This window comes from Sinimarinibacterium flocculans (assembly GCF_003201205.1).
GTDB classification, from domain to species: Bacteria; Pseudomonadota; Gammaproteobacteria; order Nevskiales; family Nevskiaceae; genus Solimonas; species Solimonas flocculans.
The window spans coordinates 313,048-339,009 of record NZ_QICN01000001.1 but is presented as its reverse complement, the minus strand read 5'-3'; the positions used below and the strand labels follow the sequence as shown (position 1 = coordinate 339,009).

Here is a 25,962-nt window from a genome sequence, read left to right as displayed (position 1 = left end):
CGGATGCCGTCCGCTCGCCCGCCGGAAAGCGAAGAAGCCGGTGACCGCGTTCGGCCACCGGCTTTCGCTCCCTTACCCCTTATAGATCAGCCGCCCTGGGCGCCGAAGCGGTACTTCAGTCGGGCGCCGATCATGCGCGGCTGGCCCATTGCGCGGGACTCGATGCCGATGACGTTGTACGTGCCGCCAACGTAGGTCATGTACTGTTTGTCGGTGATGTTCGTCGCGTAGACGTCCAGGTCGAGCGGCAGCGTGAAGATGTCGCTCCAGTTCAGGTTGAGATTCCACAGCTCGAAGCTGGGGAGCACGGCGAACGGCGACTCGGAGGAGGCCGCGACGCGCATGTCGCCGGTGTAGACGTAGGTCGTGCCAATGTTGATCGTGCCCAGGCTCGCAGGAAACGGCAGCGTCCAGATCAGCGAGCCGACCGCCGAGTGACGCGGGGCAAACGGCAGGTTGTCGCCCACCGCGGCAATCGGCGTGCAGGTGAACCCTTCGATCAGGCCGACGTTGCGGATTCGGTCGCACTGCGCTTCCTGGTCCTGTTCGAGCAGCTCGGTGTCCAGATACGAGTACGACAGGATCGCCGTCAGGCTCTCGAAGGGCTGCAGGAAGGCATCGGCCTCGAAGCCCTTGATCTCGGCCTTGCCGGCGTTGGCGATCGAGGTCGTCGGGCCGCCGGCGCGCGAGATGTAGCCGAACTGCAGCTGCATGTCGGTGAAGTCGTTGTAGAACGCGGAGATGTTGAAGCGTCCCGGCACCGGACCGCCGAACTGCGTCTTGGCACCGATCTCGTAGGTGTCGACCTTCTCGGGCTCGTGCGTATCGACGCCCGCGTCCGCCGCGAGGTTCACGCTGCCCTGACGATAGCCCCGCGTGTACTTCACGTAGGTCATCGTGCCGAGGAAGGGCTTGTACTGGAACTCGATCATGCCGGTGGGCGCGTCGCTCTCGGTCCGGGGGGTCGACACGGTCACAACCGGCGCCTGCTGCACGGTCAGCAGATAGGCGTAGCGCCGCTTCACGCCGTAACCCTCGGTTTCGTCCCAGGTGTAGCGCAGGCCCGCGGTCATGTTGAAGTAGTCGTTGAAGTCCCAGGTGGCCTGCGCATACACCGCCTGGTTCAGGTACTCGGTCTCGAACTCCTGGACCAGCACGCCGCCCAGCTGTCCGGCGAACGGGTCGTTGCAGTTGTACGTCGAGGGATCGCCGCTCTCGAGGCTGCCGAGATCGCAGTACAGGAAGCTGGCCGCGATGTTGCCGGACGGACCGTCCGGCTTGCTGGTCTCGTAGTACAGGCCGGTCTGCCAGATCATGCGGTCGCTGAACGAGCTGCCCTGGAGCTGGACTTCCGCGATGTAGCTTTCCTGGTTGGTGACCGGAATCTTCGGGTTCACCACCGAGGCGCCCGCCGAGAACTCGCGCGAAGGATCGGTCGGGTCCTGGAAGTAGGTGCCAAAGATGTTCGAGCCGTTCTTCGTCAGCAGGTGCGTGTAGGCGAGAATGTTCTTCAGCGCCACGTCGTCGCTCAGGTGCCAGGTGAGCGTGTTGATGAAGCGCTTTTCCTCGATCAGCGTGATCGGCGTCCGCACTGTGCTGGCGAGGTCGTAGTAGCCGTTCCGGCCCGAGGCCTCCTGCGCATCGAGCTGCCGCTGGCACTGCGGCGCCGTGACCAGCGCAAAGGGGCTGGGCTCGGAGATGCCGTCCGTGCCGATCAGGTTGTTGCAGGCGAACAGGCGCGTCGTGTAGCCGTTGGAGTCGGAGTCCACGTACTGCAGGATCGTGTAGTTCTCGATGTTGTCGGAGAGATCCCACAGCAGGCTGGCGCGCACTGCCGTGTAGTTGACGTCGCCGAGCTTGTCGGCGCCGATGCCGGTGACATTGTTGAGATGGCCCTCGCGCTGCTTGTCCTCGACGCCGAGGCGGATGCGTAGGGACTCGCTCAACGGTACGTTGACCACGGCCTGGATCTGGCGCTGCTCGAAGTTGCCGCCGGTGGCCTCGACATAGCCTTCGAACTCGTCCTTGGGCCGCTGCGGGACCAGCAGGATTGCGCCACCCGTGGTGTTGCGTCCGAACAGCGTGCCCTGCGGCCCCTTGAGGACCTGCACGTTCTGCAGATCGAACAGCGTGCCGGGGCCGGCACCGTCGCCGGAACTCTGCGAACTCTGGCCGCGCGGGGCGACGACTTCGGCGAAGTACGTGGCGACCGACGCCGTGGTGCGCAGGTCCTGCGTGAAGCCGCGGATCGTGAACGTGGCGTTCTCGTTACCGAAGCGTGCGTTGGAGGTCAGACCCGGCGTGTAGATGGCCAGATCGGCGGAATTGGTGATGTTGGCGTCGCTGAGCTGTTCCTGGTCGAAGACCGTCATCGAGATGGCGACGTCCTGCAGGCTTTCTTCGCGACGCTGCGCGGTGACGACGATCTCCTCGATGGCCCGGCCACGCGGCGCCGGCTGCGTCTCGATCGGCGGCCCGTCCTCGCGCGGCAGCGGAATGACGTCGAGCGGCGGCTCGGCTTCCGCGGCCTGCGAGGGCTGCGGGGTCGCGGTGGACTGCGGCGCCGGCTGCGCCCGTTCCGCCCCGCCCTGCTCGCCCTGAGCGGCGGCCTGCGGCTCGGCGGCCGGTGTCGGCGTCGGGCTCGGCCGCGGCGACGAGGACCGCGGCGCCGCATCCTCGAGCAGAAAGTCCAGTTCGTCGTCCTGCGCTACTGCCGTCGCTGGTGCGACCATAGAGGCCGTGGCCGCCAATGCAGCGGCCATCACGATCTTCTTCTTCACGCGCATCTCCTCGTGCTGTACCGGCGGCAGGTCGTCCCGGCCGGCCCCCATCCCCGATTGATATGAACAACGGCCGCGGTCTCACGCGGTAGGGATCAGCCTACGCAGTGTCCGAACCGGCGCACAATGGTGGATACAGCGCAAGGCAACTCTTCTTACGGCGTACGTCAAACTGGCGGCCGGACGACCCGCCCCAGCGGCCCGTCCGGCCCTCGCCGTGCTGCAGAACAGCAGCCTTCCGGCACCCGCGGGGCGCCGCGTCGCCGGGATCAGTCGGCGTTGCCGAAGTTGTAACGCAGCCGCGCGCCGACCATGCGCGGCGTGCCGAGCATGCGCGACTCGAAGCCGAGCAGGTTGTAGGTGCCGCTGGTGTAGGTCACGTATTCCTCGTCGAGCACGTTGGTGCCGAAGACGACCAGATCCATCGCACTGCCGAAGATGCGTCCCCAGCCGAAGTTCACGTTCAGGGTCTGGAACGCATCCAGCATGCCGAATGGCCCCGAGCTGGTTGCGGCCGAACGCTGCTCACCGATCGCCGAATAGGTCAGGCCCAGATCCATCTCGCCCAGGTTCACGCTCACCGGCAGCCGCCAGTTCAGCGAGACGATGTAGGTCTGATCCGGTGCGTACGGCAGTTCGTCGCCGACGTCGGCGATCGGCGTCACCGAGAAGCCGGCGATCGCACCGCCGGCCTCGCTGACCCGTGCCGTCTGGTCTTCCTGTTCCAGCAGCTCGGTTTCGAGCAGCGAGAACGCCAGCGCCAGGGTCAGGTTTTCGGTCAGGCTGAAGGCGACGTCGCCTTCGATGCCGGCGATCCGCGACTTGCCGGCGTTGACGATCGTCGTGGTCTGGAGCGCCGAGCGCGAGATGTAGCCCAGCTGCAACTGCTGGTCGGTGAAGTCGTTGTAAAACGCGGCCAGATTGAGCTGGCCGGGCACCGGGCCGCCGAACAGCGTCTTCAGGCCGATCTCGTAGGTGTCCACCTTCTCCGGCTCGAAGGTATCCGCGCCGGGGTCGGCCGCAAGGATCACGTTGCCCTGACGATAGCCGCGGATGTACTTGGCGTAGGCCATCATGCCGTCGAAGGGCTTGTAGTCGAACTCGATGACGCCGGTCGGGGCCTCGCTCTTCACGCGTGGCGTGGTGATCTCCTGCGCCGATCCCAGCGGCACCGCCAGCAGCCAGCGATAGGACGTCTTGATGCCGTAGCCCTCGGACTCGTCCCAGGTGTAGCGCAGGCCCAGCGTCGTGCTGAACTGGTCGGAGATGTTCCAGGTGCCCTGGGCATAGACCGCCTGGTTCAGATACTCGGTCTTGTACTCCTGCACCAGCACGCCGCCGACGGCGCCGCCGAGCGGGTCGTAGCAGTTGAAGCCGGACGGATCGCCTTCGAGCGTCGACAGCTCGCAGGACACCAGGCCGGCGGAGTTATTGCCGGAGAAGCCGTCCGGAACGCTGTTCTCGTAGTACAGGCCGCCCTGCCAGATGAACCTGCCGTCCCCGGCCTCGCCCTGCAACTGCAGTTCCGCGACGTAGGTTTCCTGGCTGGTCACCGGGATGTCCGGATTGGGCACCGAGACGCCGGTCTTGAACTCGCGGTTGGGATTCGGGTCCAGCGGCAGTCCGCCGCCGCCCAGACCCAGCAGGCCGAGCACCGGCTGCAGCGCCGCCGGCAGTGCGAGCAGCGGCGTGGCGTAGCGGAACTGCGTGCCGAAGATGTCCGAACCGTTCTCGGTGTGCAGGTGTGCGTAGGCGAGGATGTTCTTGAGCGTCACCGTCTCGCTCAGATGCCAGGTCAGCGTGTTGATCAGGCGCTTTTCCTCGATGTCCGTCATCGGCGAGGCGATCGTGCTGACGACGTCGTAGAAATCGTCCTGCCCGGCCGCGGCCTGACGCCGGAGCTGGTCCTGGCAGGCCGGCACGTGCAGTGCACCGGCGAACACCAGGAAGAACCCGCCCTGAAGATAGTTGCCGTTGCAGGCATACAGTTGCGAGCTGTAGCCGGTGCTCTCGGAGTCGATGTACGACAGGATCGTGTAGTTCTCGGCGTTGTCGCCGATATCCCAGACCGTGCTGAAGCGCGCCGACAGGTAGTCGACGCTGCCCATCGCGTCCGTGCCGATCCCGGTGATGTTGTCCAGGTGGCCGTCGCGCTGGTTCAGGTCCACCGCCAGGCGCGTGCGGAAACCCTCGGAAAACGGCACGTTGACCACGCCCTGCGCGCGCTGCGCGCTCCACTCGCCGCCCGACAATTCCAGATAGCCGCTGAACTCGTCGGTCGGACGGTTCGGCACAAGCAGCACCGCGCCACCCGTGGTGTTGCGCCCGAACAGCGTGCCCTGCGGTCCTTTCAGGACCTGGACGTTGGCGAGATCGAACATCGCGCCCGGACCGGCGCCGTCGCCCGAGGTCTGCGAGCTCTGGCCGCGCGGGGCGACGACCTCCGCCATGTACGTGGCCACCGACGCCGTCGTGCGCAGCTCCTGAGTGAAGCCGCGGATCGAGAACGTCGCGTTGTCGGCGCCGAAGCGCGTGTTCGCCGACAGCGACGGCGTGTACAGCGCCAGATCGGCGGAATTGGTGATGTTGGCGTTGCCCAGCTGCTTGCCGTCGAAGACCGTGATCGAGATCGGCACGTCCTGCGCGCTTTCTTCGCGACGCTGGGCGGTGACGATGATCTCCTCGATCGCACGTGCTCGCGGCGCCGCGGCCACCGGCTCGGGCTCGTCGCGCGGCAGCGGGATGACGTCCAGCGGCGGCTCGGCATCGGCCGTCTGCGGCGCAGGATCGGATGACGTCGGCGCGGACGGCGCCGCGCTGGCGTCCGCTGCGTCCGGTCCAGCCGGCGCCGGTGTCGGGGCCGGCGTGGGAGACGGTGCGGATTGCGCAGGCGCCGCATCCTCGAGCAGAAAATCCAGCTCGTCTGTGCCCTGGGCCACGGCGGCCAGCGGAAACACGGCGTGCACTGCGGCGGCCAGCGTGGCCGCCCTTGCCATCGTCTTCATTCGGGTCGTTGCTCCTCGGCCGGCCGGCGACGGTCCACGACCGCCGCCGGCGCCCATTTCAGGTGGGACGACGATGCAACCGGTCAGGCAGTGCCTCTCGTCTCACGGCGAGTTACCGGGCATCGAAATCGCAGCGTAGACAGGCCTCTACGCCCTGACTGTAGGACAACAACCCACGCAAAAAACGACTGCTCTTGAAGGCAATATTGACTACGGTCGTCGGCAATCGATCACCGACGAACGCAGGGCATCAGGGCAGCTCGACGACGCCGCCACCGAAGGCCGAGGTCTCGCCGGTCTGCGTCGTCGCGATCTGCTTGATCTCGACCAGCTTGCGGCCGCCCTCCTCGAACTTGCGCACGACTTCACCGTCGATGGTGACGATGTCGCCTTCCGGATTGTGGCGACGGATCTGGCAGTGGCTGCTGCGCAGGAAGCCGGCGTCGCCCTGCCAGTTGGTCAGATGATGCGTCAGCCACGAGCAACGCTCCGGGCCGTAGTCGTAGGCGCCCGGCGTACCGACCTTGTGCGCAAACTCCTCTTCCCAGTGCACGCGCTCCGGGCAGTCCGGAATGCCGAAGCGGTTCTTGATGCCCAGGCCCGGGTGCTTGTGATGCTGCTGCCAGGCGAGCTTGTTGGCGCGGATGTACAGGCCGCCCCAGCCCTGCGCATAGCAGATGAAACCGGTGACCGTCATCGGCCCCTTGACCATCGTCGGCAGCTTGTCGCCGACGTTCACGTCCTTCCAGTAGCGGGTGTTGGCGCCGCGCACTTCTTCCTTGGCGTACAGCTCCCAGACCTTGTTCAGCTCCTCGTCCGTGTACTTGTGCGGCGCGCGGGCCTTGACCTCGGTGTACTTGGTGCCCTGCTCGCGCGCCACGTCGCGGTCGGTGCGGAAGCACCACGAGTCCGCTTCGGCGACGAAGTCACCCTTCTGGTTGTAGAACCTGACGTTGTAGATCTGCTGGAACGAGCGGCCGGCGAAGCGGGTCTGGTGCTCGATCAGGTCCTTGAGCTTGGCTTCGGTGTGGATCGTGTCGTTGCGCAGCACCGGCTGGTGCCACTGCCAGTTGGCGCCGGCCCACATCGCATGCACGCCGGACAGGCCGCCGACATAGCCGGAGACGATGCGGCTGGTCGTGAACAGGAAGCTCGGCAGCGCGGTGATGGTGCCGAAGCGCGACTTCTCGGCATAGTCCGGATCGCACCACAGCGGGTTGTCGTCGCCGATGCCGTGGGCGTAGTGACGGATCGCGTCGCGGGTCGCCTCGTAGTTCCACGGCTCGACCGTGTCGGTGATGGCGACGCCGATGCGCTTGCGCAGCTCTTCGAGGCCCTTCTCGGTGATCTTGGGGAACATGCCGGCGTCGTCTGCCATGTGCGTCTCCTGTGAAATCTGTGGGTTTCGGGGGTGTCAGGCTGCAGCGGCTTCGCGGTCGCGCAGGACCTTGCGATTGACCTTGCCGGCCGGGGTCTTGGGAAGTTCGTCGACCAGCGCGATCACGCGCGGGTATTCGTGCTGGCTCAGGCGCTCGCGGGTGAAGTCCTGCAGCTCCTTGACGAAGGCATCGTTGGCCGGCCGCGGGCTGACGACGAAGGCCTTCACGACCTGGCCGCGCAGCTGATCCTTGACGCCGATGACGGCGGCCTCGCGCACGTCCGGGTGCTTGAGCAGCACGTTCTCGATCTCGACGGCGCTCATCGTCCAGCCGGCGGAGATGATCACGTCGTCGGCGCGGCCACCGTGGTAGAAGTGACCGTCCTCGTCGACCCAGCCGAGATCCTTGGTCGGTACCCACTCGCCGCGGCGCAGCAGCTTGAGTTCGCCGACCTGGCGCGGTGCGCAGGGCTTGCCGCTGGCGTCATGGACCTCGACGGTCTGGCCCGGAATCGCCTTGCCGAGCGAGCCCGGCTTGACCGTGAAGTCGGGCGCGCCCGGATAGTTCACCAGCACCACGCCGATCTCGGTCGTGCCGTACATGCTGCAGACCGATTGGCCGAAGAGCTTCTCGGTGTACTCCAGCGTCGCCGGGTCGATCGGCTCGCCGGTGTACGACAGCTTCTGGATACGGAACGTGAAGCGCTCGGCCTCGCCGGTCGCCTTCATCATGCGGTAGTGCGTCGCCGCGGCCGACAGGTTGGTGATGCCATAGTCCTGCAGCGCCTGCAACAGGCGCAGCGCCGAGAACTTGCCGGCCATGGTGCCGGTGGTCACGCCCAGCGACAGCGGCGCCAGCGTGCCATGCCACATGCCGTGCCCCCAGGCCGGCGACGACGGGCAGAAGAAGTCGTCGCCCGGGCGCACGCCGGTGCCGTACAGCGCGGCGAGCGCCAACACGACGATCGCGCGATGCGTGTGCTTGACCGCCGCCGGCAGCTCGCGCGTGGTGCCCGAGGTGTACTGGAAGGCGGCCAGGTCGTCGGCCTTGGTGTTCGTCTCGAACGTGTCCGGATACGCCTTGAGCGCATCGAACAGCGCGTCGTCGGCCACCACCACGCGCGTATCCGCCGAGCCCTTGGCCATCTCGGCCTTCTCGGTGTTGGTCACGAGAATGACCGGATTGCAGTCCGCCACGCGCAGTTGCAGGCCCTCCGGCCCGAACAGCGTGAACAGCGGCACGCTGATCGCGCCCATCTTCATCGCGCCGAACATCGCCGTGTAGAACGCCAGCGACGGATCGAGCATGAAGGCCACGCGGTCGCCCGGCTTCACGCCCTGCGCGACCAGCCAGTGGGCGAAACGGCTCGACCAGGCCGACAGCTCGGCGAAGCGGATGATCTCGTCGCGACCGTCGGCATGCGCCACGCGCGCGGCGATGCGCTGCGGATCGGTGGCATGACGATCCACGCACTCGTGGGCGATGTTGAACGACTGCCTGTCCCCGTCAAACAGCGCCCAGACCGCCTCCATCGAGTAGTGGCGCTGGGCGTCGGCGTAGCTCGTGTAGTCGGTCAGCGGGGTCATGCGTGTCCTTGTCCGGGCGCGGCCACTCGCACGAGGCGGGGCGCGGGATGGCCGGCATTTGACCGGACCACCCGGCTGTTGTCAATGTGCAAGTATCGTTTTATATTTGCAACACCCGAAACGAACACGGCGTCGGCGACGCACGGCGCATAATCGTTTCCGAGCACGTCCACCTGACCGGGATGGCCACGATGACGACGATCCGGCGCGCGAGCGCCGCCATGGACATCGATGCGCAGATCGATACGGCGAATGCCTGCGTCCAGCTCGTGCGCTATCGCTTCGGCGAACCGCCCGAGAGCCGGATGCACCTGGAAGACAGCATCCGCGTCGAACTCTGTCTGGGCACCCGCCATCGCAGCGCGCGTGCCTGCTTCAGCGACTTCTGGTCATCGGATCGCTTCGAGAACATCGGCGACGTCTTTGCGCTGCCACCCACCATCGACGTTCACGTCCGCAGCGACGAGGACCAGCCGCTGACCTCGGTGCTGTGCCACCTGCCGCTGGCGCCGACGCTGGCGCTGTTCGACCGCGTGCCGCCGTTTCTCGAGCAGCACCTGCTGCTGTCGCTGGATATCCGCGACAGCCACGTCCGTTACCTGCTGATGCGTCTGGCCGACGAACTGCGTCACCCCGGATTCGCGAGCCGCACGCTCGTCGAGTCCGTCGCGACCCAGCTGACGATCGACCTGCTGCGCTACGGCCATGCGCTGCGCGAACGACCGACCAGCGCCGGCCTCGCGCCCTGGCAGCTGCGGCGCATCGAGGAGCGCCTGTTCGAGGTCCGCGAGGCGCCGTCCCTGAGCGAGCTGGCCGCGCTCTGCGACCTGTCGGTGCGCCAGCTCGCCCGCGCCTTTCGCACCGTGCGCGGCTGCTCGGTGGGTCGCTATGTGGCCGAGCGACAGGCGCTGCACGCCAAGCGCCTGCTCGGCACGGACGAGAACATCGCCGAGATCGCCAGCCGGCTCGGCTTTGCCAGCACCTCCAACTTCTGCGCGGCGTTCCGGCGTGTCACCGGCATCAGTCCGGGACAGTACCGCCACTCCCTGCATCGCCCCTGGGCCGCTAGCGCCGCATGACCGAAAACGAACGCGCTGTCCTCGCCGCAGCCTAGACGGTGGTGCGCGCGGGCTCCTAATTTCCTCGCCGACGAGACACCGGGCCGCGGCCACGGTGCGGGACGGTGCAGGGGAAGCGCATGAGGACAGGCAGGGCTCGCGCCGGTACGGGGCGCTACATCGCGGGGCTGCTCGCCCTGCTGCTCGGCGCGCACGGGACGGCGCCGGCGCAGGATGCCGCCGCTCCCGAAGACGACGGACTCGACGCGCTGCTGACCGACGCCCTGGCCCGACCGTCGACGCCGCCATCGACGGACTATCCGGTCGTGCCGGTCGCCGAGGCGGAGATTGCGCCCGACACGCTGGAAGCCGCGCCCGCGCGCCGGCAGATCGAGGAAATCGTCGTCACCGCGCGGCGCGCAGAGGAAAACATCCAGGACGTCCCGGTGGCGATCTCCGCCATGTCCGCCGACGACCTGCGGCGCGAACAGATCAACAGCGCGCAGGACCTGCAGGGACGCGTGCCGTCGCTGGTGGTCAACAGCAACAGCCAGATGCGCAACACCGAGACACCGACGATCCGCGGCCAGGGTGCGACCTTCGGCTCGAGTCCCGGCGTGGTGATCTACATGGGCGAGGTGCCCCTGCCCTCCGACCCCGTCGCCAACTACCAGGGCGGCCCGGGCAAGTTTTTCGACCTGTCCAACGTCCAGATCCTCAAGGGCTCGCAAGGCACCCTGTTCGGCCGCAACACCACCGGCGGCGCGCTGCTGCTCGAACCGCGCAGGCCCGAGGAAGGATGGTCCGGCGCCCTGCGTGGCGGCATGGTGGCGCTGGACGGCGCCGGCAACCTCAACGGCCGAAGCTACGAAGCGGTACTCAACGCACCGCTGATCAGCGAACGCCTGCTCGCGCGGGTCGGCAGCCAGGTCTATCAGCGCGACGGCTTCACCCGGGACGTGGTCACCGGCAAGGATTACGACAGCAAGGACTACTGGATGGGCCGGCTGGGCCTGCTCTGGCAACCTTCCGATCTCGTCGAGAACTATCTGCTGGCGTACTACGCCGACAGCCATGATAACGGCACCGCGATGGTGTTCGAGGAGATCAACCGCGAAGGTCTGAATCGCGCCATCCCCGGTGCGATCGGCATCGGCAATCTCACCCAGATCATCCCGGGCATCGACCTCGCCCAGACGGCCAATCTCGGCTGCCTGGCGCTGAACTTCTTCGGACCGTCGACCAACTGCGGTCAGGACATCGCCGACGAGCAGGCGGCGCGCGGAATCCGCAGCGTGCAGATCAGCGGCGACCCCAACGACATCCTCAAGACCGGTGCGGTGGTCGACAAGTTGCGGATCTCGCTCGGCGACTCGCTGTCCGTGGTCAACATCGCCAGCTTCTCGACGATGAGGCATTCCTACCGCTGGGACCTCGACGGCTCGCGCGCCGAGATCAACGAGTTCATCAACCCGGACGACATGTACGAGGCGGATATCCGCACGTTCACCGAGGAGTTGCAGTTCCAGGGAAGCGCGATGGGCGGTGCGCTCTCGTACATCGTCGGCGGCTTCTACGAGGACACCGAAGCGATCGGCCGGATCGTCGCCAAGTCGCTGCTGTTCGTCGACGTCGATCAACGGTACGACCAGCAGAAGCGCTCTCTCGCCGGCTTCGCCCAGGGCACCTACGACCTCGGCGATGTGTTCGCTTCGCTGTCGGGGCTGAGTCTGACCCTCGGCGCGCGCCACACGCGCGACAGGACCTCGGGGAACGCCTCGATCACCCAGCTCGCGCTGGGGCTGCTTCCGCTGGTGGACAAGAGCTTCCAGGCGGAAGTGTCCAGTGCCGAGTGGACCTGGACCGCGGGGCTCGACTACAAGCTCGACACCGACGCCAGCCACACGCTGCTCTACGGCAAGGTCAGCCGCGGCTACAAGACCGGCGGCATCGCACCGATCTCCGTCGTGCCCGAGCGCTACACCTACGCGCCCGAGTTCGTCCTCAACTACGAGGTGGGCCAGAAATCCGACTTCGACGTCCTCGGCGTGCCGGTGCGTCTGAACACCGCCCTCTACTACACCGACTACACCGACCTGCAGAAGGCCGGCATCGACGCCTACGTGCCGCCCAACTCGGTCAATCCGGTGCCGGAGCTGGGGCAGTCGATCTTCAACGTCGGTTCGGCCTGGGTCTCCGGTCTCGAACTCGACCTGACGATCGAACCCTGGCAGGGCACCTCACTGACCGGCACCTACGGCTATACCCGCGCCGAGTACCGGGACTTCAAGCTGGACTACACCGGCGCCACGCCGCAGCTCGACTGCACCGGCGAGGAGATCGAGTCCGGGAACGTGGTCGACTTCACCTGCAGCCCCTTCCAGACCACACCGGAGCACCAGTTCAGCGTCTCCGGCCGCTCCTTCCTGCCGATCGACCCGTCCCGCGGATATCTCGAGGCCGCGCTGACCTACACCTGGACCGACACGCAGTACAGCGCCTCCCCGCCTCCGGACGCGGAGCCCGGTGCGTGGCTGCCGTCGTTCGGCCTGCTCAACGCCAGCCTCACCTGGAGCCGGATCATGGGATCGCGGCTGAGCATGCAGCTGTTCGGCACCAACCTGCAGAACCGCGTCTGGCGCATCTCCAACAGCAACCAGTGGAACCTGACGTACTTCAAGGCTTCGATGTGGTCCGAGCCGCGCATCGTCGGGCTGAACCTCAGCTACGACTGGGAATGAGCGAGCGATCCGATGGAACGACACACCGACATGCGTAGTCTCGACGGCGAACGCGCCCTGTTCTGGTCCCTGCCGGCGCTCATCCTGAGCTGGGTGCTGGTGTTCCTGTTCTTCCCCGGCTTCTTCCCGCCGCTGCCGCCGACGATGAGCGCTGACGAGGTCGCGGCGTTCTATCGCGATCCGGCCAACCAGCCGCTGATCCGCTACAGCCTGATCGTGTTCAACTGGTTCGGCATCGGCGTCATCGTGCTGCTGACACTGCTCGTCATGCAGATCCGCCGCATGGCGCATCGCACGCCGATTCTCGCCTACTGCTACCTGGGCTGCGCGACCGCCGGGCCGGTGCTGTTCTTCGTCGCCGACCTGTTCTGGCTGCTCGCGGCCTTCCGCCCGGAGCGCGATCCGCAACTGACCCTGCTGTTCCACGACCTCGCCTGGATCACGTTCACCAGCCCGGTGTGCTTCCTCATCGGCCAGTGCGTGTTCCTTGCGCTCGCGATCTTCCTCGACCGCCAGCCGCAGCCGGTGTTCCCGCGCTGGGTCGCGCACTTCAATCTTGCCGTCGCCGTCGCCATCGCGCCCGCCGCCTTCTCGGTGACGACGCTCGAAGGGCCGCTGGCCTGGGACGGCGCGCTCAGCTTCTGGCTGCGCAACGCCGCGATCGGGCTGTGGCTGGTGGTGATGACGCTCGTGCTTGGCCGCAACGTGCTGCGCGAGCGCTCCGCCATGGAGGCCGCGGCATGAGCCGCGCGCCGCGCGACGGTGGCCTCGCCGCGCGCCTGCGCGAGCAGTGGCGCCAGAACCCCAAGCTGGAGCTGTGGCTCGCGTGGTGGACGATGGTCGTCTTCTACCAGATCTTCGGCATCGTCTTCGTGCTGATGACGCGCGTGATGCCGCCGCCCAAGCCGTGGTGGGAACCCGAGCGCGTCGCGCAGTGGTTCGCCGACACGCATGACGGCCTGGTCTGGGGCTTCGGCATCATCTTCCTGATCTCGTTCATGGCGCCGGCCTGCAATGCGCTGATCGGCTACTCGATGCGGCGCATGTCGGTCAGTCCGGTGTTCGCCTACAGCTACATCGCGATCTACTCGGTCAGTGCCTTCCCCGGCATGCTGCTCGCCGCCCTGCTGCTGTGTGCGGGCGCGCTGCGACCAGACCGCGATCCGCAGATCATCAGCTGGCTCTACGACGCCGCGTTCATGACCTTCGTCGGCACGATGGGCCTGTTCCTCGTCGGCACCGCCGTGTGGATGGTCGCGATCCTGCTCGACAAGAACCGCGTGTTCCCGCTGTGGTTCGGCTATCTGAACATCTGCAACCTGCTGACCGAGGTTGTCGTCGCGCCGGCATGGATCTTCAAGGCCGGCCCGTTCGCGTGGAATGGCGTCATCACCTTCTGGATCGACACGCTGGTGTTCGCGGTCTACACGGCCGTGTTCATCGCGCTGCTGCGGCGCATGACCGTCCGCGACGATCTGCGCGAGGGTCCGCTGCCCGAAACCCCGCAGCTCGCCACGACGGCGTCGCTGCGCTTCTGATCCGCCCTTCGTGAAAACGATGCACGTGACTTCGAATGACGTCCCCCTCTCCCGCTTGCGGGAGTGGGCCGGGGAGAGGGCGGCGGCGCGCAGCGACGCCGAAGCCGGTACGCTGCTGCACGCGGCTGACGCCGCGCCCTCTCCAGCCGCCTCGCGGCAGCCTCTCCCGCAAGCGGGAGAGGCGAAGGCAAGCGGTTCGCTCCCAAGCAACGCCATCCCCGGTCGCATCGACATCTGGATCTTCGTCGCGATCGAAGTCGTGATCTTCAGCAGCTACTTCGTCGCCTACATGCTCCACCGCGTCTGGGAGCCCGCGCTCTATCTGGAATCCCAGCAGCAGCTCAGCCAGCACTTCGGCGCCGCCAACACGGTGATCCTGCTGGTCAGCTCGTGGCTGATGGCCGGCGCCGTGCAGGCCGCGCGCGAAGGCCGCCACGCTGCCGCCCAGCGACAGGTGTGGGCGACGATGGCCTTCGGCGGCCTGTTCATCGCGTCCAAGCTCGTCGAGTGGTCGTCCAAGATCGGCGACGGCTACACGCTGACAACCAACGGCTTCTTCACCTTCTACTACTTTCTCACCGGCATCCACGTCGTCCACGTGCTGATGGGCTTCGGCTTTCTCGCGGTGGCGATCCACCAGATGCACAGCCCTGCACGGCGGTCGATGCCCGCCATCGAGGCCTGCGGCATCTACTGGCACATGGTCGATTTTCTCTGGGTGATCATCTTCGCCCTGCTCTATGTGATGAGGTAGCCCGCATTTCTCACAGGGGGATCGAGCGATGACCGTATGTCGAGGATGTCAGCGGCGCCGGGCTGGAGCGAAGCCGATGGTTGTCCCATCGGTTGAGTGAAGCCCAAGTCGATGACACCGCAGACAGGTCAGCGCCGATCAGCCTTCGATCCATCACACACCCTGCTCGGGACTCACGCCGTGAACGAATCAACGAATACCTCCAGATACAGCGGGATCGAAGGCGACCCTGTGGGAAATGCGGGCTCACCGTGAGTGCATCGACGGACGCGCGCTTGAGACTGGTGTTCGCCCTGCTCACCGGCGTGACCCTGCTGTCGTGGTGGCTGGGCACGCGCGACGGTGGCGAGGCGTTCTCGCCGAGCGTGGCGATCACCGTGTCGGTGCTGCTGATCGCCGCGATCAAGGTGCGGGTGATCGTCTGGGAGTTCATGGAACTGCGGCACGCTCCGGCAACACTTCGGCGCTTCGCCGACGCGCTTCTGGTGCTGCTGATGACGCTGCTGCTCGGACTGCACGCCTGGGGCCTGCACGCGGCCGGATAGGCCGGACCGGCAGCCACGATTGATTGCCGGCGCAGTCCGGCGCGCACAAACCGGCGGACCGGCAGTCGCTTCGATAGCCTGCCGGCGGACATCACGGCATGCGCTTTCGAACGATGAAGAACGTCACCGTCATCACCGGCGGCGCCGGCGGCATGGGCCTGGCGACGGCACGCGTCCTGGGGCGCGACCATCGCGTGCTGATCTGCGACGTGCGCCAAGAGCGGCTGGACGCCGCGCTTGCCGAGCTGCGCGCGCAGGGCATCGACTGCGACGCGTCGGTCTGCGACATCACCGATCGCAGCGCCGTGGACGCCCTGGTGCAGCGCGCCGCGCAGTCGGGCACCCTCGCCTCCGTCGTCCACACCGCCGGCCTGAGCCCGCAGATGGCGGAGCCGGAGACGATCATGAAGGTCAACGCGCTGGGCACGGTGAACATCGTGGAGGCCTGCCTCGGCCATGCGCGCGAAGGCTTCGCGCTGGTCAACGTCGCGTCGATGGCGGCGCACATGATGCCGTCGCTGCTGTGTCCGACCCGCGCCTACCCGCTCGCGCTGAGCGACGCCGACACCTTCCTGCGTCGCGCCGTGCGGCGCGCGAACCTGATGCCCAAGGCGCTCTATCGCCGCGGCATGGCCTACGGCATCAGCAAGCATTTCGTGATCTGGCTGAGCCGGCACAGTGCGGCACGCTTCGGCGAGAAGGGCGCCCGCGTGCTGTCGGTGTCGCCCGGCAGCTTCGACACCGAGATGGGGCGGCTGGAGGAAAAGAGCGGTTCGGCCGAGATGCTGCGCACCGCCGCGCTCAAGCGCTTCGGCACGCCCGCGGAGATCGCCGAGGTGCTCGCCTTCTGTGCGAGCAGCAAGGCGGGCTATCTGACCGGGACCGACATCCTCTGCGACGGCGGTGTGATCGCCGGGCGACGCGGCTGAGTCCGCGGGGTTCCCCGGCCGCAGGCCAGTCACTCCTTCACGAGCGCGCCGGGGCTTGCGCCCGCCGCCAGGGCGTCGAGCAGCTTGCCGACCAGCGCCCGGGTTTCCGCGTGCCCGCGCGTGCAACCGAGTGACGCCTCGGCCGAGAGCGCCTGGGAGACGCTCTGCAGAATGATGGCCATGGCCACCGGTGGAACCGACGTCCGGACGCCGCGCGATGCGTAGTAGTCGGTGATCGCCGTGGTCTGCAGCCTGCGGAACTTGTCCATGTACCGCAGCACCTCCTTCTTCACCGCGGGGCGGTGCGTGGCCATGGCCATGAATGCAAACGTCGTCGCGCTCGCATCCGCCTGCACCTCCCAGATCGCGCGCAGCGGATCGTCGCGCATCGTCTCGGACAGGACGGCAAGTCCGCGATCGCCGTAGTGACGCACCGTGGCCAGCAGCAGTTCGTCGATCGTGCGGAAGTAGTAATGGACGATCTGCCGTTTCAGCCCGACCTTCTCGGCGAGTCGGCGGGCCGACAGCGCGGCGTAACCCTCGGTCCTGATGATCTCGACCGCCGCCTCGATGAGCATGGACCGGCTTTCCTCGGCCGGCCGCCGCGTCTCCGCCATACAGGACACTCCCGCCAATGTGTGGGCCGGATGATGCCTCATGAGCGCACGCCAAATGTCCGCACACGGCCCCGCCATCCGATGTAACTGTCACCATTGACAGTACGCCGACGTCGTTACTAGCATATATGCCAGTTACGATCCTGCCCCGGCTTCCGCCGTCCGGAGACACCATGCGCGATTCCGCATCCGCACGACGACTGATCGATCCGCAAACCCTGGACGACCCGTACCCGTTCTATCGGGAGCTGCGTCAGACCGCCCCGGTATGGCAGGTGCCGGGTACGAAGATCGTCGTCGTGACGCGCCACGCCCTGCTCGAGGAAGCCGCCCGCCGCGTCGAGGATTTCTCTTCCCATCTCACCGGCGTGCTCTATCGCAGCTGGAACGGAACCCCGGCGCGCCTGACGCGCGACAGCCTCCCGGTCCAGGCGCTGGCGACAGCCGATCCGCCGGCGCATGCGCTCCATCGGAACGCCGTCTTTCCCGAACTGGTCGCCCGCAAGATGTCCGCGATGGCTCCGGACATCGAGCAGGTGACCGATGCCTGCATCGGGCGGTTGCTCGCAGCCCGGTCGGGCGATTTCATGCACCTCGTCGCCAATCCGCTGCCGATGACGGTCGTCAGCCGACTGGTGGGTTTCAAGGGCAGCGACATCGACAGGTTGCTGCGGGCGGCCTTCGATTCGACCGCCGTGGTCGACGGCACGATGAACCTGTTCCAGCTCCTGTTCTGCCTGGTGCGTTCCGCGATGATCCAGCGCTGGATCGGCGGCCAGCTGCGGGCAGCCTCCCGCGACGGAAGCGACATCCTCTCGGCGATCCGGCGCAGCGTCGACGACGGCACGCTGCGCACGATGGAAGGCCGCGCGATCCTGCACATCCTGCTCGCGGCCGGCGGCGAATCGACGACGAGCCTGCTGGGCAATGCGGTGCGCCGTCTGGCCGAGGACCCGGAGCTGCAGGCCATGCTGCGCGCACAACCCGAACGCATCCCCGCGTTCCTGGAGGAGGTGCTGCGGCTCGAGTCGCCGTTCCGCTATCACCTGCGCTCGGTCCCGAAGGACACCCGTCTGGGCGACGTCGACATCCCGCGACGTGCAACCGTGCTGATGTTCTGGAGCGCGGGCAATCGCGACCCCGAGGTATTCGACCGGGCCGACGAGATCGACCTCGACCGTCCGCGCAAGCACATGACCTTCGGGCGCGGCATCCACACCTGCGTCGGCGCCCCGCTGGCACGCCTCGAAGGCGCGATCGTGCTCCGCGCGCTGCTGGCGCGCACCCGCGATATCGCACTCGACGCGTCGCGACCGCCCGCGTGGGTGAAGAGCCTCCAGGTGAGACGGCACGAACACCTGACGATCCGCGTGACGCCCGCATGAGCGCGGCGCACGCGGCGAGGCTCGCCGGCAGCGCTGCCGCAGCGCACCTCACGTCGGACCTCTCGCCACCGCACAACTGAACCGTCCGCTTCGACGCCATGCAGCAGGACTACCACCCCGATCTTCGCCGCATTGCCCGCTTCCTGCCACGCAATGCCTTCACGCGCAGCACGCTGCCGTTGATGCAATGGCTGTCGCGGCGCATGTCCCGCCGGCGCAGGCCCGGCGTGTCGCTCGTCGCCATTCCGGGCGGCGTCGGCGCGCGCATTCACCGGCCATCCGCACCGCGCGGATGCGGTGCCGCAATGTTGTGGATTCATGGCGGCGGCTATGTGATGGGCTCCGCGACACAGGACGATGCCTCGTGCAGCCGGTTCGCCGAGCGCCTGGGCATTCCCGTTGCCGCGGTGGAATACCGCCTCGCGCCGCAGCATCCGTACCCCGCGGCACTCGAGGACTGTTACGCCGCGCTGGAATGGCTGGGCCGGCTCGACGGGATCGACGCGGAACGGATCGTCGTTGCCGGCGCCAGCGCCGGCGGCGGACTGGCCGCAGCGCTCGCGCTGCTGGCGCGCGAACGCGGGCGGATCGCGCCACTGTTCCAGCTCCTGGTCTACCCGATGATCGACGATCGCTCGCCCGATCGTCCCGGCATCACCAACCCGTTGCACCGGATGTGGACCGAGCGCACCAACCGCCTGGGCTGGGATGCCTACCTGCGCAACGCCGATCCGGCGCGCGCGGTGCCGGCCAGACGGACCGACCTGTCGGGTCTGCCGCCCGCCTGGATCGGTGTCGGCACGCTGGACCCGCTGCATGACGAGGGCGTGGAGTACGCCCGGCGCCTGCAGTCCGCAGGCGTGTCGTGCACGCTGGACGTGGTTCCCGGCGCGTTCCATGGCTTTGACGCCGTGGCCCCCAAGGCCGGCGTGTCGCGCCGGTTCTTCGATCGCCAGTGCGAAATCCTGGCGGGCGCCCTGGAGGGATTTCACTAGCCTGCACGCGAAGGCGACTTCCCAGACGATCCTGCCATCCTGCCTCGAATACCAGACGACAGACTCGCCTTCGAGACAGGCTCATATGGACAGCCCGGGACCGATACCGTCTTGTTCAGCCAGGTGCCGCCAGTGGCGGCTCAGCTTCGGCGGCTCGAGGCTCGCGAGCGATTCCCACAGGACCTTGTGCCACGAGGCCGCGAGACGATCCGCGCGCTGGGCGCCGTCCGCGTCGCCCAGGGTCACGAGCGCGAAGATCTGCGGCTCGATCACCTCGCGCGTGCTGCGCAGGCGCTCGCGCAGCCCGGCATCGGCCAGGGCCCAGCGATGCAGCCACTCGTGGCGGCGCCACAGCGGCGCTTCGACGCGCTCGGCTTCCGACGTCAGCACGCTCCAGTCGCCGTCGAACCGAACCGGGCGGAAGATCGACAGGCACGGTGCGGACGTTCCGGTGAACAGCGCATCCGCCCCGTCGGGCGCGAGCCGCGCGATCATCGAGCCGGTGGTCTGGTGGCGCCGGATGAAGCCGGCGGCGTGCATGCAGATATCGGCATTGCTGCCGTCGACCGGCGCCTCGTTGTTCCTGGCGTGCGAACGCAGTTGCGCGGCCATGCGCGAGAACGCCGGCAGACCGGACCGGTCGAGCCCGCGCAAGCCGGCATCGCGGCGCGCCTGCGAGCGTGCGAACAGCGGCATGAGCCGCGTGTCGTAGGTGCGGGCGAAGTCGATCCCCGTCGACGCGACCGCGTCGGAAGCGCGGTCGTAGTCGCGACGGATCGTCAGGGCATTGGAGATCGCACCGCGGCCGTCGACGCGCCGCGCCGCCCATTCGCGCCCGGCGGTTTCGAGCACCCAGGCCTCGCGCGTATCCGCGACGATGAAGCTGTTGTCGTAGTGAAAGCCGCGATCCTTGTAGCCGGCCGGCCCGCCCTGCCCGTGGCGTGCCAGCAGCGCGGTCATGACGTCCACGGCCTGCGCCGCCGTCGCGGCGCGCTCGAGACCCAGCCGCACGAGGTCCATGCCGAGCAGGCCCGGCTCCATCGTCGCGCACTTCGAGAAGATGGCCTCGTTGCCGATCGCGACACCGGCGGCGTTGAGGCCCATCTCCGCGCCCCAGCACCACGCCGGCTGTGAGAGGATGACGGCGTGGCGCTGCGGCACCTGGTCGATCTCGATGTGCGAGACCCGGAGTCGCGCGGCGGTGTCGCCGCTGACGGCGGCGTGGCGCACGACGGATTGCGGTTCGGACGGCTCGCGGTCCGAGTTCTTGGCGAACCAGACGGCGCCGTCCGCGATCAGGACCTGTGTGTCGCACATGCGGCCCAGTGTAGCCACAGTTCCCCCCGCCTCGTCCCGAACCGAAGGCTTCATGTCCGAAACCCCAGACCGCATTGCCTCCCCGCTCCGCCGTCTCGACGCCCTGCGGCTCGACAACCGCTTTGCGCGCCTGGGCGAGGCCTACTTCTCGCGCGTGACACCGACACCGCTGACGAATCCGCGCCTGCTGCACGCCAATGCCGAGGTCGCCGCCCTGCTCGACCTCGATCCCGCCGCCGTGGGCGAGCCGTCGTTCACCCAGGTGTTCGCCGGCAACGCGCCGCTGCCCGGCGGCGACCCGCTGGCGATGCTGTACGCCGGGCACCAGTTCGGCGTCTGGGTGCCACAGCTCGGCGACGGCCGCGCGATCCTGCTCGGCCAGGTCCGCAACGCTCGGGGCGCATCCTGGGACCTGCAGCTCAAGGGCGCGGGCCAGACGCCCTACTCGCGTTTCGCCGACGGCCGCGCGGTGCTGCGCTCCTCGGTGCGCGAGTATCTGGCCGGCGAGGCGCTGCATCATCTCGGCATCCCGACGACGCGCGCCCTGTGCCTGATCGCCGCCGACGATCCGGTCCGGCGCGAGACCATGGAGACGGCCGCCGTGATCTGCCGGGTGGCGCCCAGCCATGTGCGCTTCGGCAGCTTCGAGGTGTTCTACTCGCGCGGACAGTTCGAGCGGCTGGCGCCGCTCGCCGACCACGTCATCGACGAACACTTCGCCGATCTGTCCGGCAGGCCCGACCGCCACCTGCGCTGGCTCGAACGGATCACCGACCTCACCGCCGAGCTGATCGCCGCCTGGCAGGCCGTGGGCTTCTGCCACGGCGTGATGAACACCGACAACATGTCGGCCGTCGGCGTGACGCTCGACTTCGGACCCTACGGCTTCATCGACGGCTTCGACGGCCATCACATCTGCAACCATTCCGACGAAGGCGGGCGCTACGCCTACGACAACCAGCCGCGCATCGGCCACTGGAACTGCTCGCGGCTGGTGCAGGCCTGCGTACCGCTGCTCGGCGAGACGCCGGAAGCGGCGGCGGAGCTCGGCCAGTCGATCGTCGACCGTTATCCGGAAACCTATTCGCGCGCGATGACGGGGCGCTGGCGCGCGAAGTTCGGCCTGCTCGATGCGCACGATGGCGACGAGGACCTGATGAACCGCTTCCTGACGCTGCTGCACCGCGGCCGCAGCGACTTCACCTTGAGTTTCCGCGGTCTGGCCGCCGTTCGCGCCGACGATGCGGCGATCCCGGCGGCGCTGGGCGACCAGGTGCTCGACCATGACGCGCTGGGCGGCTGGCTCGCCGACTACCGCGCGCGGCTGCGCGCGCAGTCCGAGGACGATGCCGGACGCGCGGCGCGCATGAACCGGGTCAACCCGCTGGTCGTGCTGCGCAATCACCTGGCCCAGCGCGTGATCGACGACTGCGCGCAGGGCAGCACGGTCGAACTCGAGCGCCTGCTGGCATCGCTGCGCCGGCCGTACGAAGAACCGGCGCAGGCTGCGCACGCCGCCGTGCCGCCTCCGGATGCCCGGCACATCGCCGTGAGCTGCTCGTCCTGAAGGCGCTTGCGGGGCCGGCGACCGGCGCGTAGCGTGGACAGCACGCGCCCGCCGGAGTCGTTCATGCGCCGTTTGCGTTGTTCCGCGTGTCTGTGGCTGCTGTTGACGGTCGGCGCGCACGCGCAGCCGGCGCAGGAAGCGCCGGAGCAGACCGAGCTGGAACCGATCATCGTCGAGGCCGAGCGCGACCCGCTCGACGTCATCGGCGTGCACCGGGAACGCCTGCCCTGCATCGGCGAATGCGAGGACGAGGACGACGAGGCGGACGGACTGTCACGCTTCTGGCGCGGTCTCGTGCGGCTGTCGATCTACGGCCCGCCGGAGGAGAAGCCCGAGCCGGTGCGCAGCCTGGAAGTCGTCAACCCGATCAAGGCGCGGCTGGACGACAAGCAACCGTAGCCAGGCTGCCGAACCTGTAGCGACGCCCTCCGGCAATCGATGGACGCCCGTACGGGTTCGACAACGGTCAGGGGATGAGTGCCCGCAGCCCGTAGGTCACCAGGCCGAAGACGGCGACGCCGGCCGCCCACAGGCCGACGAACCACGCCAGCCGCCGCCAGCCGCTCGACGGCTCAGTGCGTGTAGCCGGCGCCGGCCTCGACTTTTCCACGGAACACCCAGTACGCGTAGACGGTGTAGATCAGCACCATCGGCAAGGTGATCGACAGCGCCACCAGCACGAAGACCTGGCTCTGCTCCGGCGCCGCCGCGTTGTGCACGGTCAGCGCCGGCGGCAGGATGTGCGGCCACAGGCTGATGCCGATGCCCAGGTATCCGAACAGGAACAGCGCGATCGCGTAGAAGAACGGCGGATAGTGCGATCCGGCCTTGAGCTCGCGGTACAACGAGAACGCGACCACCGCAGTCGCCAGCGGCACCGGCGACAGGCTCAGCCAGTGCATGTCGGCAAACCAGCGTTCGGCGATGTAGTCGAACTTCAGCGGCGTGTACAGGCTCACGACGGCCAGCGCCAGCAGCGACACGTACAGCGCCTTGCGCGCCGCGGCGCGCGACCAGTCGCGCAGTCCGTCCTCGGTCTTCATGTTGAGCCAGGTGGCCCCGAGCAGCGCGTAGCCGCCGACGACGCCGAGGCCGGTGATCACCGAGAACGGCGTCAGCCAGTCGAAACTGGCGCCGGCGAACTCGAGCGCGATACCCGACCCTTGCGGCCCCGGACCGGTGGTCACGCCTTCGAGGATGCCGCCGAGCAACAGACCCTGCGCGAATGCCGCGAGCGTGGAGCCGCCGGTGAAGGCGCGCGACCACCAGTTCTTGCTGCGCGTGGCCTTGAAGCGGAACTCGAAGGCCACGCCGCGGAAGATCAGCGCGAACAGCAGCAGCATGATCGGGATGTAGAACGCCGACAGCGCGACCGCGTAGACCACCGGGAAGGCCGCGAACAGCACCGCACCGCCGAGGATCAGCCAGGTCTCGTTGCCGTCCCAGACCGGTGCGATGCTGTTGATCGCGGTGTCGCGCATAGCATCGTCGGGGATCAGCGGGAACAGGATGCCGACACCCAGATCGAAGCCGTCGAGAATGACGTAGGCCCCGACGCCGAAGACGATGATGCCGGCGAGAATCAGCGTGAGGTCCATCAGCGCGCCCCCTGCGGTTCGGCTTCGTCGATCAGCAGCTCGCCCGGGCGCGCACCGCGCATCGCCTCCAGGTGGGTCTCGGGCAGTGCCGGCCCCTTGCGGACCAGCTTGAAGACGAAATACAGATACGCCGCGAACAGCAGCCCGTAGACGAGCACGAACAGCGCCAGCGAAACGGCGACGCTCGCGGCGGGGATCGGCGACACGCCGTCGGCGGTGCGGATCATGCCGTTGACCAGCCACGGCTGGCGGCCGGTCTCGGCGACGATCCAGCCGGCCAGCGTCGCGACGAAACCCAGGGGCGTGGCCAGCATGAAGGCCTGCTGCAGACGCGTGGCGTCGTCGAGCCGCCCGCGCAGCCAGGTCCAGACACCGGACGCGCCGAGCAGCACGAAGACGAATCCGAGTCCGACCATCAGGCGGAAGCCGAAGAACACCGGCAGCACCGGCGGCTGCTGCGCGAGCGGAACCTCGCTCAGGCCAAGGACCTCGCCATCCAGTTCATGCGTGAGGATCAGGCTGGCGAGCTTGGGAATCTCCACAGCGAACCGGTTGGTCTGCGCCGCCTGATCAGGCCACGCGAAGGCCACCAGCGGTGCGCCGCGCGTGGTCTCCCACAGCCCTTCCATCGCCGCCACCTTCATCGGCTGATGCTCGCGCACGTTGAGGCCGTGAAAGTCGCCGACGACGATCTGTGCCGGCGCCGCCAGCGCGAGCACCGCGATCGCCGTCTTCAGGGCCGAGCGGCTGGCCTCGCAGTACAGGCCGCGCGACAGGCACCAGGCCGAGCCGCCGGCGATGACCAGCGCCGTCGTCAGTCCGGACGCCAGCAGCATGTGCGACAGGCGGTAGGGGAACGAGGGGTTGAAGACGATCGCCCACCAGTCCTGCGGGATCAACACGCCGTCGACGAACTCGGCGCCCTGCGGCGTATGCATGAAGCTGTTTGCCGACAGGATCCAGAACGCCGAATTGGTAGTACCGATCGCGACCAGCAGCGTCGCCAGGAAGTGCAGCCTCGGGCCGACCTTGTCCCAGCCGAACAGCATCACGCCGAGAAAGCCGGCCTCGACGAAGAAGGCGGTGAGCACCTCGACGGAGAGCAGCGGCCCCATCACCGGCCCGGCCAGCTCCGAGAACCGCGAGAAGTTGGTGCCGAACTGGTACGACAGCACCAGGCCGGAGACCACACCCATGCCGAAGGTCAGCGCGAAGATCTTGACCCAGAAACGGTACAGCTCGAGCCAGTGCGCCTGCTGCGTGCGACGCCAGCGCGCCTCGAAGAACACCAGGAACCAGGCGAGGCCGATGGTCAGCGTCGGAAAGAGGATGTGGAAGCCGACGGTGAAGCCGAACTGGATGCGCGATAGCAGCAATGCGTCCATGAATACGCCCCGGTTGGCGTTGGCGGGTTATGTTTGTCGTTCTCCTCCCGCGCCGCGTATTGGACCACAAACGCTTGGGGGATTTCACCCAGACGCGGCGTCGACCACTCCGCAGCGCAGGTTCGCCGGCACCGCAATATCCATCAGCCGCGGGTTCGGCAGATTGAGGTTGTTCATGATCGCCGCATAGGCCTCGGCCGAATCCACCTGCAGCCGCGGGTTGTGCCGCCGCTCGTCGCCGATCGTCGAAACCATCCAGCCCTTGTAGTCGTGCGCCGGGTACACGAGGGTCTCGTCCGGCAGCTTCAGCAGCTTGTTGAAGATCGAGTCGTACGAGGCGTAGGCATCGCCGTTCTGGAAATCGGTGCGGCCGGTGCCGCCGATCAGCAGGACGTCGCCGGTGAACACGCGGTCGTCCATGACCAGGCTGAACGACTCGTCGGTGTGTCCGGGCGTGTACAGCGCGCGCAGGCCGATGCCGTCGACCTTCAGTGTCTCGCCGTCACGGAACTGCGCCGAAACGCACTCGGCTTTCGTGCGCTCGCCCATCATGCTGGCGCAGCCGGTCGCCTCGCGCAGCTTGCCCAGGGCGGTCACGTGATCCGCATGCGTGTGCGTGTCGACGGCGATCACCAGCTTCACGCCGAGCTGCTCGATCAGCCGCAGGTAGGCATCCATCTGCTCGCGCACCGGATCGATGAACAGGGCCTCGCCGCCGCGCCGTGCGGCGAGCAGGTAGGTGTAGGTGCTGGATTCGTGGTCGTAGAGTTGTCGGAAGAGCAT

General features: G+C 67.6%; 21 protein-coding genes. 11 read left to right on the top strand and 10 right to left on the bottom strand.

Annotation, left to right across the window (positions count from 1 at the left end; all coding sequences use genetic code 11):
* Positions 1-86 precede the first annotated feature (86 nt).
* The 4 genes from C8D93_RS01515 to C8D93_RS01500 all read right to left on the bottom strand — a co-directional run bounded on the left by C8D93_RS01515 (position 87) and on the right by C8D93_RS01500 (position 8,750).
* Entirely contained in the window at positions 87-2,780 is a 2,694-nt protein-coding gene (locus C8D93_RS01515) for a TonB-dependent receptor (protein WP_146216479.1), read from the bottom strand.
* 269 nt (positions 2,781-3,049) lie between these two features.
* The gene (locus tag C8D93_RS01510) at positions 3,050-5,785 is read right to left on the bottom strand and encodes a TonB-dependent receptor (protein ID WP_110263393.1); all 2,736 of its coding nucleotides are present in this window, start codon (positions 5,783-5,785) and stop codon (positions 3,050-3,052) included.
* Positions 5,786-6,035: 250 nt separating this feature from the next.
* On the bottom strand, positions 6,036-7,163 hold the full coding sequence (locus C8D93_RS01505; protein ID WP_110263392.1) for an FAS1-like dehydratase domain-containing protein: 1,128 nt from the start codon (positions 7,161-7,163) through the stop codon (positions 6,036-6,038).
* A gap of 36 nt (positions 7,164-7,199) precedes the next feature.
* On the bottom strand, positions 7,200-8,750 hold the full coding sequence (locus tag C8D93_RS01500) for an acetate--CoA ligase (RefSeq protein WP_110263391.1): 1,551 nt from the start codon (positions 8,748-8,750) through the stop codon (positions 7,200-7,202).
* A 191-nt stretch (positions 8,751-8,941) separates the two neighbouring features.
* On the opposite strand from C8D93_RS01500, the gene C8D93_RS01495 reads away from it, so the two are divergent.
* From C8D93_RS01495 to C8D93_RS01465, 7 genes are all read left to right on the top strand, one after another.
* A complete protein-coding gene (locus tag C8D93_RS01495; protein WP_170123848.1) occupies positions 8,942-9,829 on the top strand; it encodes a helix-turn-helix transcriptional regulator in 888 nt (295 codons plus the stop codon).
* A 119-nt stretch (positions 9,830-9,948) separates the two neighbouring features.
* Entirely contained in the window at positions 9,949-12,549 is a 2,601-nt protein-coding gene (locus C8D93_RS01490) for a TonB-dependent receptor (RefSeq protein WP_110263389.1), read from the top strand.
* Positions 12,550-12,561: 12 nt separating this feature from the next.
* Entirely contained in the window at positions 12,562-13,293 is a 732-nt protein-coding gene (locus C8D93_RS01485) for a hypothetical protein (protein ID WP_211307143.1), read from the top strand.
* The gene (locus tag C8D93_RS01480; protein ID WP_110263388.1) at positions 13,290-14,087 is read left to right on the top strand and encodes a hypothetical protein; all 798 of its coding nucleotides are present in this window, start codon (positions 13,290-13,292) and stop codon (positions 14,085-14,087) included. The genes C8D93_RS01485 and C8D93_RS01480 overlap by 4 nt, the downstream gene beginning before the upstream one ends.
* Before the next feature lie 19 nt (positions 14,088-14,106).
* A complete protein-coding gene (locus C8D93_RS01475) occupies positions 14,107-14,841 on the top strand; it encodes a cytochrome c oxidase subunit 3 family protein (protein WP_110263387.1) in 735 nt (244 codons plus the stop codon).
* Between the two features lie 251 nt (positions 14,842-15,092).
* Positions 15,093-15,386, top strand: a complete 294-nt coding sequence (locus C8D93_RS20560; protein WP_170123846.1) for a cytochrome C oxidase subunit IV family protein — start codon at positions 15,093-15,095, stop codon at positions 15,384-15,386.
* 113 nt (positions 15,387-15,499) lie between these two features.
* On the top strand, positions 15,500-16,315 hold the full coding sequence (locus C8D93_RS01465) for an SDR family oxidoreductase (RefSeq protein ID WP_110263385.1): 816 nt from the start codon (positions 15,500-15,502) through the stop codon (positions 16,313-16,315).
* Positions 16,316-16,344: 29 nt separating this feature from the next.
* On the opposite strand, the gene C8D93_RS01460 is transcribed toward C8D93_RS01465, so the two are convergent.
* Positions 16,345-16,893, bottom strand: coding sequence for a TetR/AcrR family transcriptional regulator (locus C8D93_RS01460; protein ID WP_170123845.1), 549 nt, complete (start codon positions 16,891-16,893; stop codon positions 16,345-16,347).
* 212 nt (positions 16,894-17,105) lie between these two features.
* On the opposite strand from C8D93_RS01460, the gene C8D93_RS01455 reads away from it, so the two are divergent.
* On the top strand, positions 17,106-18,317 hold the full coding sequence (locus C8D93_RS01455) for a cytochrome P450 (protein ID WP_110263383.1): 1,212 nt from the start codon (positions 17,106-17,108) through the stop codon (positions 18,315-18,317).
* A 98-nt stretch (positions 18,318-18,415) separates the two neighbouring features.
* Positions 18,416-19,312, top strand: a complete 897-nt coding sequence (locus tag C8D93_RS01450; RefSeq protein ID WP_110263382.1) for an alpha/beta hydrolase — start codon at positions 18,416-18,418, stop codon at positions 19,310-19,312.
* Between the two features lie 81 nt (positions 19,313-19,393).
* Here C8D93_RS01450 and C8D93_RS01445 read toward each other — a convergent pair whose 3' ends face one another.
* Complete coding sequence (locus C8D93_RS01445) at positions 19,394-20,629, bottom strand: C69 family dipeptidase (protein ID WP_211307141.1); 1,236 nt, start codon at positions 20,627-20,629, stop codon at positions 19,394-19,396.
* 52 nt (positions 20,630-20,681) lie between these two features.
* Between C8D93_RS01445 and C8D93_RS01440 the strand changes: the two genes are divergently transcribed.
* Both C8D93_RS01440 and C8D93_RS01435 read left to right on the top strand, forming a co-directional pair.
* Positions 20,682-22,196 (top strand): protein adenylyltransferase SelO, encoded by a 1,515-nt coding sequence (locus C8D93_RS01440; protein WP_110263381.1) that lies wholly within the window; start codon positions 20,682-20,684, stop codon positions 22,194-22,196.
* 63 nt (positions 22,197-22,259) lie between these two features.
* Positions 22,260-22,595: a hypothetical protein gene (locus C8D93_RS01435; protein ID WP_146216478.1), complete on the top strand. Its 336-nt coding sequence runs from the start codon at positions 22,260-22,262 to the stop codon at positions 22,593-22,595.
* Between the two features lie 67 nt (positions 22,596-22,662).
* Here the strand turns inward: C8D93_RS01435 and C8D93_RS21280 are convergent, their stop codons facing one another.
* The 4 genes from C8D93_RS21280 to C8D93_RS01415 form a co-directional block, all read right to left on the bottom strand.
* Positions 22,663-22,806 carry a DUF2474 family protein gene (locus C8D93_RS21280; RefSeq protein WP_110263379.1) on the bottom strand — a complete coding sequence of 48 codons (144 nt, stop codon included), beginning with the start codon at positions 22,804-22,806 and terminating at the stop codon, positions 22,663-22,665.
* Positions 22,769-23,794 carry a cytochrome d ubiquinol oxidase subunit II gene (cydB, locus tag C8D93_RS01425; protein ID WP_110263378.1) on the bottom strand — a complete coding sequence of 342 codons (1,026 nt, stop codon included), beginning with the start codon at positions 23,792-23,794 and terminating at the stop codon, positions 22,769-22,771. The genes C8D93_RS21280 and cydB overlap by 38 nt, the downstream gene beginning before the upstream one ends.
* Entirely contained in the window at positions 23,794-25,179 is a 1,386-nt protein-coding gene (locus tag C8D93_RS01420; RefSeq protein WP_110263377.1) for a cytochrome ubiquinol oxidase subunit I, read from the bottom strand. Before C8D93_RS01420 ends, cydB begins: the two co-directional genes overlap by 1 nt.
* A gap of 84 nt (positions 25,180-25,263) precedes the next feature.
* Complete coding sequence (locus C8D93_RS01415; protein WP_110263376.1) at positions 25,264-25,962, bottom strand: MBL fold metallo-hydrolase; 699 nt, start codon at positions 25,960-25,962, stop codon at positions 25,264-25,266.

Excerpts from the sequence above, each read along its gene's own strand:
- C8D93_RS01510 (WP_110263393.1), bottom strand. The coding sequence starts at position 5,785 with ATGAAGACGATGGCAAGGGCGGCCACGCTGGCCGCCGCAGTGCACGCC.
- C8D93_RS01505 (WP_110263392.1), bottom strand. The coding sequence starts at position 7,163 with ATGGCAGACGACGCCGGCATGTTCCCCAAGATCACCGAGAAGGGCCTC.
- C8D93_RS01500 (WP_110263391.1), bottom strand. The coding sequence starts at position 8,750 with ATGACCCCGCTGACCGACTACACGAGCTACGCCGACGCCCAGCGCCAC.
- C8D93_RS01495 (WP_170123848.1), top strand. The coding sequence starts at position 8,942 with ATGACGACGATCCGGCGCGCGAGCGCCGCCATGGACATCGATGCGCAG.
- C8D93_RS01490 (WP_110263389.1), top strand. The coding sequence starts at position 9,949 with ATGAGGACAGGCAGGGCTCGCGCCGGTACGGGGCGCTACATCGCGGGG.
- C8D93_RS01485 (WP_211307143.1), top strand. The coding sequence starts at position 12,562 with ATGGAACGACACACCGACATGCGTAGTCTCGACGGCGAACGCGCCCTG.
- C8D93_RS01480 (WP_110263388.1), top strand. The coding sequence starts at position 13,290 with ATGAGCCGCGCGCCGCGCGACGGTGGCCTCGCCGCGCGCCTGCGCGAG.
- C8D93_RS01475 (WP_110263387.1), top strand. The coding sequence starts at position 14,107 with ATGCACGTGACTTCGAATGACGTCCCCCTCTCCCGCTTGCGGGAGTGG.
- C8D93_RS01465 (WP_110263385.1), top strand. The coding sequence starts at position 15,500 with ATGAAGAACGTCACCGTCATCACCGGCGGCGCCGGCGGCATGGGCCTG.
- C8D93_RS01460 (WP_170123845.1), bottom strand. The coding sequence starts at position 16,893 with ATGCTCATCGAGGCGGCGGTCGAGATCATCAGGACCGAGGGTTACGCC.
- C8D93_RS01455 (WP_110263383.1), top strand. The coding sequence starts at position 17,106 with ATGCGCGATTCCGCATCCGCACGACGACTGATCGATCCGCAAACCCTG.
- C8D93_RS01450 (WP_110263382.1), top strand. The coding sequence starts at position 18,416 with ATGCAGCAGGACTACCACCCCGATCTTCGCCGCATTGCCCGCTTCCTG.
- C8D93_RS01445 (WP_211307141.1), bottom strand. The coding sequence starts at position 20,629 with ATGTGCGACACACAGGTCCTGATCGCGGACGGCGCCGTCTGGTTCGCC.
- C8D93_RS01440 (WP_110263381.1), top strand. The coding sequence starts at position 20,682 with ATGTCCGAAACCCCAGACCGCATTGCCTCCCCGCTCCGCCGTCTCGAC.
- C8D93_RS01435 (WP_146216478.1), top strand. The coding sequence starts at position 22,260 with ATGCGCCGTTTGCGTTGTTCCGCGTGTCTGTGGCTGCTGTTGACGGTC.
- cydB (WP_110263378.1), bottom strand. The coding sequence starts at position 23,794 with ATGGACCTCACGCTGATTCTCGCCGGCATCATCGTCTTCGGCGTCGGG.
- C8D93_RS01420 (WP_110263377.1), bottom strand. The coding sequence starts at position 25,179 with ATGGACGCATTGCTGCTATCGCGCATCCAGTTCGGCTTCACCGTCGGC.
- C8D93_RS01415 (WP_110263376.1), bottom strand. The coding sequence starts at position 25,962 with ATGCTCTTCCGACAACTCTACGACCACGAATCCAGCACCTACACCTAC.